At 41.6% G+C, this 12,736-nt stretch carries 14 protein-coding genes; 13 read left to right on the top strand and 1 reads right to left on the bottom strand.

Annotated features, from left to right (window positions below):
* Positions 1-102: 102 nt before the first annotated feature.
* Positions 103-2,379 carry an NADP-dependent malic enzyme gene (locus tag ACWIT3_RS03565; RefSeq protein ID WP_457161444.1) on the bottom strand — a complete coding sequence of 759 codons (2,277 nt, stop codon included), beginning with the start codon at positions 2,377-2,379 and terminating at the stop codon, positions 103-105.
* A 201-nt stretch (positions 2,380-2,580) separates the two neighbouring features.
* On the opposite strand from ACWIT3_RS03565, the gene rsuA reads away from it, so the two are divergent.
* From rsuA to ACWIT3_RS03500, 13 genes are all read left to right on the top strand, one after another.
* Positions 2,581-3,282, top strand: a complete 702-nt coding sequence (gene rsuA / locus ACWIT3_RS03560) for a 16S rRNA pseudouridine(516) synthase RsuA (protein WP_457161443.1) — start codon at positions 2,581-2,583, stop codon at positions 3,280-3,282.
* Position 3,283: 1 nt separating this feature from the next.
* Positions 3,284-4,498 (top strand): Bcr/CflA family multidrug efflux MFS transporter, encoded by a 1,215-nt coding sequence (locus ACWIT3_RS03555; RefSeq protein ID WP_457161442.1) that lies wholly within the window; start codon positions 3,284-3,286, stop codon positions 4,496-4,498.
* Between the two features lie 334 nt (positions 4,499-4,832).
* Positions 4,833-5,507: a cytochrome c biogenesis heme-transporting ATPase CcmA gene (gene ccmA / locus ACWIT3_RS03550; protein ID WP_457161441.1), complete on the top strand. Its 675-nt coding sequence runs from the start codon at positions 4,833-4,835 to the stop codon at positions 5,505-5,507.
* Positions 5,508-5,542: 35 nt separating this feature from the next.
* Positions 5,543-6,208 (top strand): heme exporter protein CcmB, encoded by a 666-nt coding sequence (gene ccmB, locus ACWIT3_RS03545; RefSeq protein ID WP_457161440.1) that lies wholly within the window; start codon positions 5,543-5,545, stop codon positions 6,206-6,208.
* Positions 6,209-6,220: 12 nt separating this feature from the next.
* Positions 6,221-6,961 carry a heme ABC transporter permease gene (locus tag ACWIT3_RS03540; protein WP_457161439.1) on the top strand — a complete coding sequence of 247 codons (741 nt, stop codon included), beginning with the start codon at positions 6,221-6,223 and terminating at the stop codon, positions 6,959-6,961.
* 16 nt (positions 6,962-6,977) lie between these two features.
* A complete protein-coding gene (gene ccmD / locus ACWIT3_RS03535) occupies positions 6,978-7,181 on the top strand; it encodes a heme exporter protein CcmD (protein WP_457161438.1) in 204 nt (67 codons plus the stop codon).
* Positions 7,178-7,714 (top strand): cytochrome c maturation protein CcmE, encoded by a 537-nt coding sequence (gene ccmE / locus ACWIT3_RS03530; RefSeq protein WP_457161437.1) that lies wholly within the window; start codon positions 7,178-7,180, stop codon positions 7,712-7,714. The genes ccmD and ccmE overlap by 4 nt, the downstream gene beginning before the upstream one ends.
* On the top strand, positions 7,711-9,663 hold the full coding sequence (locus tag ACWIT3_RS03525) for a heme lyase CcmF/NrfE family subunit (protein ID WP_457161436.1): 1,953 nt from the start codon (positions 7,711-7,713) through the stop codon (positions 9,661-9,663). Before ccmE ends, ACWIT3_RS03525 begins: the two co-directional genes overlap by 4 nt.
* Complete coding sequence (locus tag ACWIT3_RS03520; RefSeq protein WP_457161566.1) at positions 9,663-10,208, top strand: DsbE family thiol:disulfide interchange protein; 546 nt, start codon at positions 9,663-9,665, stop codon at positions 10,206-10,208. The genes ACWIT3_RS03525 and ACWIT3_RS03520 overlap by 1 nt, the downstream gene beginning before the upstream one ends.
* A complete protein-coding gene (locus ACWIT3_RS03515; protein WP_457161435.1) occupies positions 10,208-10,669 on the top strand; it encodes a cytochrome c-type biogenesis protein in 462 nt (153 codons plus the stop codon). Before ACWIT3_RS03520 ends, ACWIT3_RS03515 begins: the two co-directional genes overlap by 1 nt.
* Positions 10,669-11,592: a c-type cytochrome biogenesis protein CcmI gene (ccmI, locus tag ACWIT3_RS03510; protein WP_457161565.1), complete on the top strand. Its 924-nt coding sequence runs from the start codon at positions 10,669-10,671 to the stop codon at positions 11,590-11,592. Before ACWIT3_RS03515 ends, ccmI begins: the two co-directional genes overlap by 1 nt.
* Before the next feature lie 126 nt (positions 11,593-11,718).
* Positions 11,719-12,111: an SMU1112c/YaeR family gloxylase I-like metalloprotein gene (gene gloA2 / locus ACWIT3_RS03505; RefSeq protein WP_457161434.1), complete on the top strand. Its 393-nt coding sequence runs from the start codon at positions 11,719-11,721 to the stop codon at positions 12,109-12,111.
* Positions 12,112-12,190: 79 nt separating this feature from the next.
* The gene (locus ACWIT3_RS03500) at positions 12,191-12,730 is read left to right on the top strand and encodes a hypothetical protein (protein ID WP_457161433.1); all 540 of its coding nucleotides are present in this window, start codon (positions 12,191-12,193) and stop codon (positions 12,728-12,730) included.
* Positions 12,731-12,736: the final 6 nt, after the last annotated feature.

The following is a 12,736-nucleotide window of genomic DNA, read 5'->3' as shown; positions in this document are numbered from 1 at the left end:
GATTTTAACAGAAAAATTGATTAAGATCATTATTTCTCTGTCTTTTTAACAAAAAACGTCGAGGGAGAATCAATAGTCTCCCTCGTATTTTTCGTCAGTCCATTACGCACAAGGTGATGTGACATTCGCGGCAGCGATCGCGACCATATTAATGATTCGACGAACAGACGCTGCTGCAGTGAGGATGTGTACGGGTTTATTCATTCCCATTAAAATTGGACCAACGGTAATTGGTGTTGTAGTACCTTGTAGGAGATTTAAACTGATACGTGCAGCTTCCATATTTGGCATGACCAATAAGTTTGCTGCGCCTTTGAGTGGACTGTCAGGCATAATTTCATGACGTAATTTCTCGTTGAGAGCCACATCACAGTGCATTTCGCCATCAATGATCACGTCAGGAGCTTTTTCTTTCACTAATGCTAAAACTTTACGCATTTTGACCGCACTTGGATCATCAAAAGTACCGAAATTAGAATGTGAAACTAGCGCAATATTCGGTTCGATTCCAAAGCGACGGACTTCATTGGCGGCGAGCAAGGTGATTTCTGCCAATTCATCTGCGGTCGGATTATGATTGACGAATGTGTCTGTAATAAATAGGTTACCTGTTGGTAACACGAGCCCATTGACTGTTGCAGGGGTTGGAACACAGGCTTGTACACCGATGATCTCTTTGACATTCGTTAAGTGTGATGCATAAGGTCCAACTAAACCGCATAACATTGCATCCGCTTTCCCCAGTTCAAGCAGTGTTGAACCAATAACGGTTGGGTTGTGCAACATCTTACGTTGTGCGCCTGCTGGCGTGATGCCTTTCCGTTTAAGCAGATTGTAATAAGCGTGACAGCATTCTTCAAAGTAAGGGTTGTTTTCGATATCGATTAACTCAAAATCGCGCCCCTCTTGGATTTGTAGACCGAGGTGTTTGATTTTTTGTTTAATGACTGTTGGACGCCCTAATAAAATTGGGTTGGCAATACTCAGCGTAGCAATTTCTTGTACAGCGTGTAACACGCGTGATTCTTCGCCATCAGTTAACAGAACCCGTTTTTTATTTTGTTTCGCTTGAGCAAAAACAGGCTTCATGAATAGGTTCGTTTTGTACACAAACTGGGTCAGTTTTTCGATATAGGCATCAAAATCTTCAATTGGACGAGTTGCCACACCTGAATCCATCGCAGCTTTGGCGACAGCAGGCGCAATTTTGACGATCAAGCGCGGATCGAAAGGTTTTGGGATTAAGTATTCAGGTCCAAAAGACAGTTCACTATCTCCGTAAGCTGACGTCACGACTTCACTTTGTTCTGCCAACGCAAGATCTGCAATCGCGTGAACGGCGGCGAGTTTCATTTCTTCATTAATCGCGGTTGCACTGACATCGAGTGCGCCACGGAAAATGAACGGGAAACATAGCACATTGTTGACTTGATTCGGGTAGTCAGAACGACCTGTACATACAATAGCATCTGGACGAACGGCTTTTGCAAGTGGTGGCAAGATTTCTGGTTCTGGGTTCGCTAATGCCAGAATTAACGGATTCGCCGCCATAGTTTTGACCATGTCTTGCGTTAACGTTCCCGCCGCAGAGCAGCCGAGGAAAATGTCAGCATCATTAATCACTTCGGCTAAGGTACGTTTACCGTTGTCTTGAATTGCGTAAGATTTTTTGGTTTCATCCATGCGCTCATCACGCCCATGGAAAATAACACCTTTAGAGTCACAGACCACAATATTTTCACGTGGTAAGCCAAGACTCACTAATAAATTTAAACAGGCGATAGATGCCGCACCCGCACCAGATGCCACGAGTTTCACTTTCGCAATGTCTTTTTTCACAATGCGTAAACCATTTAATACCGCGGCAGCACTGATGATGGCTGTACCATGTTGGTCATCATGGAAAACGGGAATATTCATTCGCTCACGTAATTTTTGTTCGATATAGAAACATTCTGGTGCCTTAATATCTTCAAGGTTAATTCCACCAAAAGTGGGTTCTAATGACGCAATAATATCGACCAGTTTATCTGGATCTTTTTCATCAATTTCAATATCAAATACGTTGACGCCCGCAAATTTTTTGAATAGTACCCCTTTTCCTTCCATAACAGGTTTGCCCGCGAGTGCGCCAATATTCCCTAAGCCTAATACCGCTGTCCCGTTTGAGATGACCGCCACTAAATTACCGCGAGAGGTATAACGATAAGAGGCAGAAGGATCCGCTTGAATTTCCAGACAAGGCACCGCTACCCCTGGCGAATAGGCGAGGGCTAAATCGCGTTGAGTCGCGAGCGATTTAGTTGGCGTGACTTCTATTTTTCCTGGTGTTGGATACTCATGAAAATCGAGTGCGGCTTGGCGTAATTGTGCATCCATAAAACAATCCTCTTGTTGAGATATAAATAAAAGTTAAGACAATTCATTATAAAGAAAATCACAATAAAAAATGTGACATAAAACACAGTATTGGCATTTTAGTCATAAAGAGGGTGCGCTTATTTTTAGCTAATACGCTCGCTTTAGCAGGGAAACGTAGTAGAATACCCGAGTTTAATAGTTGGATGCTTAGGATAAACGATGCGATTAGATAAGTTTTTAGCAGAACAAACTGGATTGACTCGCTCACAAGCGAACAAAGCACTCAAGCAAGGTTCGGTAACGTTGAATGGGAAAGTGGAAAAAAATGGTGCAGTGAAGATTAGCCCAGAAGATGAAGTCTATTTTGACGGTGAATTGCTTACGTGGGTGGAGGCTGGACAGTATATTATGCTGTACAAACCACAAGGGTATGTATGCTCTCATGATGATGGCGATTATCCGACTATTTATCAATTTTTTGATTATCCACTTGCAACCAAGCTACACAGTGCAGGGCGTTTAGATGTAGACACCACTGGACTTGTATTATTAACTGATGATGGACAATGGTCGCACCGTATTACTTCTCCAAAACACCATTGTGAGAAAACTTATTTGGTGACGTTAGCTGATCCTATCGAAAGTCATTATCAACAAGCTTGTGAAAACGGGATATTATTACGTGGTGAAAAAGAACCCACCAAACCAGCAATGTTAGAGATTTTGGATGACTACAATGTGAATTTAACCATCAGTGAAGGACGTTATCATCAGGTCAAACGGATGTTTGCAGCCTTAGGAAATAAAGTGGTGGCTTTACACCGCTGGAAAATTGGTGAAATTGAATTAGATGACACTTTAGAAGAAGGGGAGTATCGTTCTCTTTCTGAACAAGAAATTGGTTACTTTAATAAAGGATGATATGTTAACTCAACGACAACCTGTGAAAGCGGGGGCAATTTTTATTCTGACATTAGGTGTATTATCTATGTTGCCACCCTTGGGGGTTGATATGTATTTGCCTGCGTTTCTTCTTATTGCACAAGATTTAAGTGTGACCCCAGAAAAAGTGCAGCATACCTTAACCTTTTTTGCCGCGGGAATGGCAATTGGTCAGTTATTTTGGGGACCTGTCGGAGATAGCTATGGGCGAAAACCTATTATTTTACTTGGCGTCACAATAAGTGCCATGGCGGCATTCGTTTTGACACAGATTTATTCTATTGGAAATTTTACCGCACTTCGATTTGTACAGGGCTTTTTTGGGGCTGCGCCAGTGGTGCTCGTTGGGGCTATTTTACGTGATTTGTTTAATAAAAATGACCTGTCTAAAATCATGTCCTCTATCACACTCGTATTCATGCTTGCGCCTTTATTAGCCCCAATTATTGGTGGGCATCTCGTATCTTGGTTCCATTGGCATTCTGTGTTTTATGTAATCTGTTTTATGGGATTGTTGTCTGGCGTGCTCGTGTTAGTTGTGATTCCTGAAACCCATCATAAAGAAAAACGTATTCCCCTGAGACTTGGTATCGTTGGACGTAACTTCTTAACGCTGTTTCAGCAAAAAGAAGTGCTGGGGTATATGTTTGCTTCTGCATTCGGTTTTGGTGGATTGTTTGCATTAATTACCGCAGGGTCGATTGTCTATGTTGGTTTGTATGGTATACCTGTTGATCAATTCGGTTACTTTTTCATGCTTAATATCGGCGTCATGACGATTACCTCGATAATTAATGGACGTATTGTGAATAAAGTTGGTACAGAAACCATGTTACGAGCAGGATTAGCGATCCAATTTGTTGCCGCGTTCGGATTGTTGTTAGTTTCTGTGTTTGATCTAGGGTTTTGGACCATGACATTTTGTTTAGCCATATTCGCAGGGCAAAATCCCTTGATTTCTTCTAATGCGATGGCATCTATTTTAGAAAAATTTCCTAAAATGGCAGGTACTGCGAATTCCATGGTGGGCAGTGTGCGTTTTGGTGCTGGGGCGATGATCGGCTCATTGGTGGCATTCATGCCGATGAAAACTGCTGCGCCGATGCTATTAACGATGGCATTATGTAGCGTATTAGCCGTGAGTTGTTACTATTTTTTAACTTATCGCAGCATCAATCACCTCGCAGGTAAGTAAATTGAGAGTCGCTTGAAATGAGGGGTAAACGTCATGGAATGAGTATATCTAGTGCCTTATCATGACGCGAGTAACCAGACTCTAATTATATCCGTGGTATGACATCTTTTCTTTTCCAAAAATCAGGCCAAGTCTCCGATAGTGTTTATTTTTCATCTAAGTTGCCTATTGAATAAATAGGTAACATTTTTGTTAAAAATCACAAGATTTGTTCTAAATCAATAAACCCTATAATCCACCTCGAAAGAGGTAGTGTTTTCCATTGTCAATCACTACGCCAAGCGTATTCCTTATGATAGAATGCGAGCCATTACCTCGTCAGAATTGATTCATTATGCAAAAGTCTGCTCAATTAAAAATAGAAAATTTAGCTTGTCAGCGTGGCGATCATCTCCTATTTTCCGCGTTGGATTTAACAATAAAGAGTGGCGATTTTATACAAATTGAAGGTCATAACGGCATCGGTAAAACCAGCTTATTACGCATTATCGTTGGTTTAGCGCAGCAGTTTGAGGGCAAAGTGTGGTGGAATAACCAACTTATTCAGCACCAGCGTGAAGATTATCAGTATGATTTACTTTACCTCGGGCATCATTCAGGCGTGAAACCAGAGTTAACTGCTTGGGAAAATTTGAAATTTTATCAGCAGATTAGTGCAAGTGAACAAGGGGATGAAGTATGTTGGCAAGTTCTGGAAACCGTGGGGTTACTCGGGCGTGAGGACATCCCCGCCGCACAGTTATCCGCTGGACAGCAACGACGAATTGCACTAGCGCGTTTGTGGTTATCAAAAGCGCCTTTGTGGGTGCTCGATGAACCTTTCACTGCGATTGATAAAAGAGGCGTACAAGTTTTAACTGCATTATTTGAACAACATGTGCAACAAGGCGGTATCGTGATTTTCACCAGCCATCAAGATGTGCAAAGTGCAAGTTTGCAAAAAGTGCGGTTAGAAAACTATAAATCTCATGGCGCGCAGGGCGTTACTCCGTCTCTGAATAGTAAGTGACCCTCTCATTAAAAATGGATTAAAACAGAAATAAGATGATATTTACACAAATCATTCAGCGTGAACTGCAAATTGCGATGCGTAAACAGGCGGAAATATTGAATCCGTTATGGTTCTTTTTGATCGTTATTACGTTGTTCCCGTTAGTGATTGGTCCTGATCCGTTGTTACTGGCGCGTATTGCGCCAGGTATCGCATGGGTTGCCGCATTATTATCAGCATTATTGTCTTTTGAACGTTTATTTCGTGATGACTTCATTGATGGTTCATTAGAACAATTGATGTTAACGGGACAGCCGTTAGCCTTGACTGCCTTAGCAAAAGTAATTGCTCATTGGCTTCTAACAGGCTTGCCATTGATTTTACTTTCCCCCATTGCCGCATTATTGCTCTCGCTCGATACATCAATTTGGTGGGCATTAGTTTTGACTTTGTTGATTGGTACGCCAGTATTAAGTTGTATTGGAGCAATTGGCGTAGCCTTAACTGTGGGGTTACGAAAGGGGGGAGTATTGCTCAGTTTATTAGTCGTGCCATTATTTATCCCCGTGTTAATCTTTTCCGCTTCAGCACTGGAAGCGGCAAGTTTAAATATGGCATATCATGGTCAATTAGCGATTTTAGGGGCAATTTTAGCAGGTGCGATAACATTATCGCCTTTTGCTATCGCAGCAGCCTTACGAATTAGTTTAGATCAATAAAAGGATTGTTCTATGTGGAAGTGGTTACACCCTTATGCAAAGTCAGAAACTCAGTATCATTTATGTGGTAAGTTTTTACTCCCAACAGCCATACTTAGCATGCTTTTATTGTGTGCAGGCGTGATCTGGGGATTAGCCTTCGCACCTGCGGATTATCAACAAGGTAACAGTTTTCGCATCATGTATGTGCATGTACCCACTGCAATTTGGTCAATGGGCGTGTATGGTTCCATGGCGATAGCTGCGTTTGTTGCGTTAATTTGGCAAATGAAACAAGCGCATTTGGCGATGATTGCAATGGCTCCAATCGGGGCATTATTTACGTTTTTAGCGCTAGTGACGGGCGCAATCTGGGGAAAACCGATGTGGGGAACCTGGTGGGTATGGGATGCGCGTCTTACTTCTGAGTTAATTCTCTTTTTCTTATATTTAGGTGTGATGGCATTGTATTCTGCTTTTCAAGATCGCACTGTGGGTGCAAAAGCCGCGGGTATTTTATGTTTAGTAGGAGTGATTAATTTACCCATTATTCATTTTTCAGTGGAATGGTGGAATACCTTACATCAAGGGGCGAGTCTAACAAAATTTGAAAAACCGTCTATTGCTACGCCGATGTTGATTCCACTTATCTTATGTATTTTTGGCTTTATGATGCTTTATATTTGGTTAACTTTGATTCGTTATCGTACCGCTTTAGTAAAAGAAGACAGTAAACGTCCATGGGTACAAGAATTAGCAAATCACATAAAATAGGGACGGGGAGAAAAACATGTTTTTTGAAACTTGGCGGGATTTTTTTGATATGGGGGGCTATGGCTTTTATGTCTGGTTAGCCTATGGAATCAGTCTTGTTGCCGTGGTGGTATTAATTATACAAAGTTTACAAGAACGCAAAAAAGTGTTGAAGGACGTGCTCCGTGAACAGCAACGCCAAGCACGTTTACAAAAAAATGAATCGAGAGGTGTATTATGACGCCAAGACGTAAATCAAGAATGACGATGGTGTTGTTTATTTTATTTGGTGTGTCGATTGCTTCAGCATTAATACTCTATGCCTTGCGCCAAAATATCGATTTATTTTATACCCCAACAGAGATTGTGTACGGCAAAGAAGAGGATGCAAATAAAAAACCGCAAGTAGGACAACGTCTTCGTGTCGGAGGCATGGTCGTTGCGGGGTCAGTCGAACGAGATCCTAACAGTTTAAAAGTCAAGTTTGACTTAAACGATATTGGTCCCTCCATTACTGTGGAATATGAAGGCATCTTGCCTGACTTATTCCGCGAGGGGCAGGGAATTGTAGCACAAGGGGTATTAAAAGCACCGACTGTTCTAGAAGCGACGGAAGTTTTGGCAAAGCATGATGAAAATTACGTACCGCCAGAGTTGGACGCACAAATGAAAAAAGTGCATAACCCGATGGGCGTTTCTGATTTGAAAGGTGAAAGTGAGCGGGATCGCCAAGAAAAAGCGTATCAAAATAACACACAAGAAGGGCAAAAATGATCGCTGAATTTGGAAATTATGCGTTAGCGTTAAGCCTTGCCATTGCAGTGTTAGTGGCAAGTTTTTCTTTATGGGGAGCAGAAAAGGGCAATGTCCAGTTGATGTCATTAGCGCGTCCAATGACTTATGGCTTATTTATCAGTTTAACCCTTGCCTTTCTTGCCTTATGTTATTTATTTGCAGTGAATGACTTTTCTGTCCAGTATGTCGTCAACAACTCAAATACGACGTTACCACTGCATTATCGTTTGTCTGCCGTGTGGGGATCTCACGAAGGATCGTTATTATTATGGATTTGGTTGCTAACACTGTGGGGCGCAGCAGTTGCACTTTTTAGTAAGCAATTGCCACAAGAAGCGGTTGCTCGTGTATTAGGCATCATGGGGATCATCAGTATTGGTTTCCTGATTTTTGTGCTTTTCACATCCAATCCTTTTAACCGTACGTTTCCTGATTTTCCTGTTGATGGCAAAGAGTTGAACCCATTATTACAAGATGTAGGATTGATTTTTCACCCGCCGTTATTGTACATGGGCTATGTTGGTTTCTCCGTTGCTTTTGCTTTCTCAATTGCTTCGTTAATGACAGGAAAATTGGATACAGCATGGGCAAGATGGTCTCGCCCTTGGACGATGGCTGCGTGGGTCTTTTTGACGTTAGGTATCGTGTTAGGCTCATGGTGGGCATATTACGAACTTGGCTGGGGAGGCTGGTGGTTCTGGGACCCTGTTGAAAATGCGTCATTTATGCCTTGGCTGGCAGGGACTGCACTTTTACATTCACTTGCGGTGACTGAGAAGCGTGGCTCCTTTAAAGCTTGGACGGTCTTACTGGCAATTCTGGCTTTTTCATTGTGTTTACTGGGAACATTCCTCGTTCGTTCAGGGATTTTAGTTTCGGTACATGCTTTTGCTTCCGATCCAACCCGTGGATTGTATATTCTGGCGTATTTAATTGTAGTGATTGGTGGTTCACTGGCACTTTATGCCTATAAAGGCAGTCAAATTCGCTCACGTGATAATGCCGAACGCTATTCCCGTGAAAGTATGTTGTTACTGAATAATATTTTATTAATGACCGCACTTTCTGTGGTGTTCTTAGGTACCCTATTACCTTTAGTGCATAAGCAACTTGGTTTAGGAACGATTTCGATTGGGGCGCCGTTCTTTGATCAAATGTTTTTGATCATTATGATTCCTTTCTCGCTCTTACTCGGTATCGGACCTCTAGTGAAGTGGCGCCGCGATGCGTTTTCTGCGATTCGCACCCCTGTTCTCGTCAGTTTAATCATCATGTTAATTGCAGGGATTGCCTTACCGTATTTTTTACAAGATAGTTTGACTGTGAGTGCAGTATTAGGTTGCATGATGGTTGTATTCATTGTATTACTCAGCTTATACGAATTACAGCAGCGTGCTACACATCGTGAGAGGTTTTTCATTGGCTTGACGAAATTATCTCGTTCACATTGGGGAATGGTCTTGGCACACTTAGGTGTCGCAATGTCTGTGTGGGGGATTGCCTTTAGTCAAAACTACAGTGTAGAACGTGATGTACGCATGAAAGTGGGCGAGACGGTTCAAATTGCCGATTATCAGTTTACTTTCCAAGGTATTCATGATGCCAATGGACCAAACTATTTGGGCGGTAAAGCACAAATTGATATTCGTAAAGGCGATAAAGTGGAAGCCGTATTATTTGCTGAAAAACGTTTTTATACAGTCAGTAAAATGACCATGACAGAAGCAGCGATTGATTGGGGATTGACGCGAGATCTCTATGTTGCACTTGGGGAAAGTTTAGGTGATGGCGCATGGGCGTTGCGTCTCTATTACAAACCATTTATTCGCTGGATTTGGCTAGGAGGGGTATTTATGGTGTTAGGGGGATTACTCTGTATGTTGGATCGCCGTTACCGTTTTTCTCGCTTACTGAATAAGGGGCAATGATGAATAAGCAACGTTATCTTCCCTTAATTTTATTTGTGGCGTTAGTCTTCGCTTTTGCTCTGCAACTGCAACGTAATGCTCAAGGCGATGATCCAAAGGCGTTGGAGTCTGCTTTAGTTGGCAAGCCTGTTCCAATAAAAAGGGCTGCAGATTTATTGCAAGATAAACAACATTCCGTTGATGTGTTTCAACAAGGTAAACCAATTTTATTGAATGTTTGGGCAACATGGTGCCCAACGTGTTATGCCGAACATCATTATTTGAACGAACTCGCACAGCGTGGGATTACCATTATTGGCTTGGATTACAAAGATAAAACAGATAAAGCAGTGAAATGGCTTAAGGATCTGGGAAACCCATATCAAGTTGTGTTAAAAGATGAAACAGGATCTCTTGGTTTAGATTTAGGGGTTTATGGGGCACCTGAAACCTTTATCATCGATGGTCGAGGTATCATTCATTATCGCCATGCTGGTGATGTCAATGACAAAGTGTGGCGTGAGAAACTTCAGCCTATCTATCAGAAATTGATGGAGGAAAAATAATGCGCAGGGTGATTATACTGTTAGGCTTATTGTTTAGTTTATCTACTTTTGCGACGATTGATGCACTGACGTTTAGTTCACTGGAACAAGAAAAAGACTACCACGCGTTGACACAAGAACTGCGTTGTCCACAATGTCAAAACAATAACATTGCGGACTCTAATGCGACCATTGCGGTGGATATGCGTCATAAAGTGTTGGAATTATTGCAAGATGGGCATTCAAAGCAAGAGGTCGTGAAGTATATGGTTGATCGTTATGGGCATTTTGTCACTTATGATCCACCATTAACTGCTGCAACGCTTGCGTTGTGGGTGATTCCCGTCGTTTTCGCTGTGTTAGGGGTCATCATGTTATTTCGTCGTAAGCCCAACATGGAAAGAGAGACACGCGCATCCGAGGTCGTGTTAAGTCATGAAGAAAAACAACGTTTACAAGATTTGTTAAAAGAGAAGGCATGATGAGTTTTTGGTTAAGTGTGATGTTATTAACGTTAGTGATGGCATTAATTTGTTTTTATCCTTTGTTAAGAACAACAAAATCAGCACTGTTAAAGCAATCCGTTAAGCGTGATGAGCTAAATAAAGCCTTGTATTTTGAACGTTTAGCAGAACTTGAACGCGATGAAGCGCAAGGTCTGCTCGTGAATGCAGCCCAGCTTAAAACGGAATTACAACAGTCGTTATTAGAAGACATTCCAGAAAATCAAACAGATGCGGTTGTAGACGCTAAACACCATGGTAAAGTCTGGGTGATATCTGGGTTTCTGGCACTGAGTATTTTATCGACCGTGACGTATTTAAGTGTGGGGTCATGGCAGGCAGAAAACTGGCTAGAAAAAAACTATCAAACTTTACCGCACTTTTATGAACGTTTAAAAGATGAGGAGAAGAATCCCTTAAGCCCTGCAGAGTTACAGCAATTTTCGATTGCACTTCGTCTGCATCTGCAAAAACAACCAGAGGATGCGAAAAGTTGGTGGCTACTGGGACAAGTGGCGATGAATACAAATAAAGGGCAACTGGCGTTAGAGAGTTATGCAAGGGCAAACAAGTTGGAGCCCGCTAACCATGAATATAAACTTTCTTATGCCCGTATCTTAATGTTTTCGGACGATGCCACAGACAAAGCGAAAGGAGACGCTTTATTAAAAGAAGTGATTCGACAAGACCACAGTAATTTAGAAGCATTGGGTTTATTAGCGTTCCGCTATTTTGAAGCGGAGGACTATAAAATGGCGGCAGTGACTTGGTCTATGATGTTACGTTTATTACCTCAAGATGATCCAAGAGTGGCATTAATTGAACGTAGTATTCATTCTGCTAAAGCATCACAAGAAGCACAAGAGACTGAAAAACGCAGTCAGACTGAGCCTAAACCATAAATGCACTGACAATTTTTTGCCTAAAAATCCGCTTGTTTTTTAATCAAAAATGGGTGGATTTTTTCGTTTATTTTACATTTTAATCAAAATGCGTATAATTATGCGCAATTTTTGGAGGGGAAAGCAGTGAATTCACTTATTCTTGGGTTTCATCATGTCGCCATCATTGCCTCTGATTATCAACGGTCTAAATATTTTTATACGACGATTTTAGGGGCTGAGATCATTGAAGAAAGCTATCGAGCAGATCGTCAGAGCCATAAATTAGACTTGCGTTTTGGCGATGGTAGCCAAATTGAGTTGTTTTCTTTTCCTCATCCACCTGTACGTGTAACGAATCCAGAAGCGTGTGGTTTACGTCATTTAGCTTTTCGAGTAGCACATCTTGATCAAGTGGTGGCGTTTTTACAAGAGCAAGCCATAAGTTGTGAGCCCATTCGGATCGACCCTTTGACACATAAACGTTTTACCTTTTTGCGTGATCCAGATGATCTCCCTTTAGAACTATATGAGATGTGAGAAAGATATGATGTATCTTAGAGCATTGTTTTTCGGATTGATATTATCCTCTAATGCAGTTTGTGCTGAGTCTTGGACTATGCATATTTCTGAAAACTCCGTTACAAAGACATATGGTCAGCCTAAGATCGCACAAGAGGAAGAACGCTCGCTATTAACGATTCACGAAACAGAAGCGCCGACGGACGTGACTTACGTTAATCGTGATTTTGCACGTAAATTGAATCCAGCAATGGATGATAACGATGCAAAAGCATTAGGGAGCAGTATTGAATTTGAAGTTTTTCAAATTAATGAAGCAAAATCTTCACATACCATTTTTGAGTCTGGGGCGGGGATTTGCAGTGGTTTTAATTCTAGAACGGGTGTGGATGTCACTGATGCCACCACTTATTATGTTGTTCCTGTGAACAAACAAGAATATTACACTAATATTGCAACTGCGACGGTTTCGTCTAAAGAGGCAGCAAAGAATATTCAATACGTTCCTGTATTTTATATTCATGATCCAAAGCTGGCACAAAAAGTGCAAGCAGAGGAAAATCAACAGGGAAAAAATTTAGCAACACAAAATATTCAACATAGAAAAACGATGTTATCTGGCGTAATTTGCCGTTAAAAATTT

The sequence above is a fragment of the Pasteurella sp. P03HT genome, assembly GCF_054052285.1.
The sequence above is the reverse complement of the archived record's forward strand: the minus strand, read 5'-3'. Positions and strand labels throughout refer to the sequence as shown.

Coding starts and splice junctions, on each gene's coding strand:
- ccmA (WP_457161441.1), top strand. CDS start 4,833: ATGCAAAAGTCTGCTCAATTAAAAATAGAAAATTTAGCTTGTCAGCGT.
- ccmB (WP_457161440.1), top strand. CDS start 5,543: ATGATATTTACACAAATCATTCAGCGTGAACTGCAAATTGCGATGCGT.
- ccmD (WP_457161438.1), top strand. CDS start 6,978: ATGTTTTTTGAAACTTGGCGGGATTTTTTTGATATGGGGGGCTATGGC.
- ACWIT3_RS03520 (WP_457161566.1), top strand. CDS start 9,663: ATGAATAAGCAACGTTATCTTCCCTTAATTTTATTTGTGGCGTTAGTC.
- ccmE (WP_457161437.1), top strand. CDS start 7,178: ATGACGCCAAGACGTAAATCAAGAATGACGATGGTGTTGTTTATTTTA.
- rsuA (WP_457161443.1), top strand. CDS start 2,581: ATGCGATTAGATAAGTTTTTAGCAGAACAAACTGGATTGACTCGCTCA.
- ACWIT3_RS03515 (WP_457161435.1), top strand. CDS start 10,208: ATGCGCAGGGTGATTATACTGTTAGGCTTATTGTTTAGTTTATCTACT.
- ACWIT3_RS03565 (WP_457161444.1), bottom strand. CDS start 2,379: ATGGATGCACAATTACGCCAAGCCGCACTCGATTTTCATGAGTATCCA.
- ACWIT3_RS03525 (WP_457161436.1), top strand. CDS start 7,711: ATGATCGCTGAATTTGGAAATTATGCGTTAGCGTTAAGCCTTGCCATT.
- ACWIT3_RS03555 (WP_457161442.1), top strand. CDS start 3,284: ATGTTAACTCAACGACAACCTGTGAAAGCGGGGGCAATTTTTATTCTG.
- ACWIT3_RS03500 (WP_457161433.1), top strand. CDS start 12,191: ATGCATATTTCTGAAAACTCCGTTACAAAGACATATGGTCAGCCTAAG.
- ACWIT3_RS03540 (WP_457161439.1), top strand. CDS start 6,221: ATGTGGAAGTGGTTACACCCTTATGCAAAGTCAGAAACTCAGTATCAT.
- ccmI (WP_457161565.1), top strand. CDS start 10,669: ATGAGTTTTTGGTTAAGTGTGATGTTATTAACGTTAGTGATGGCATTA.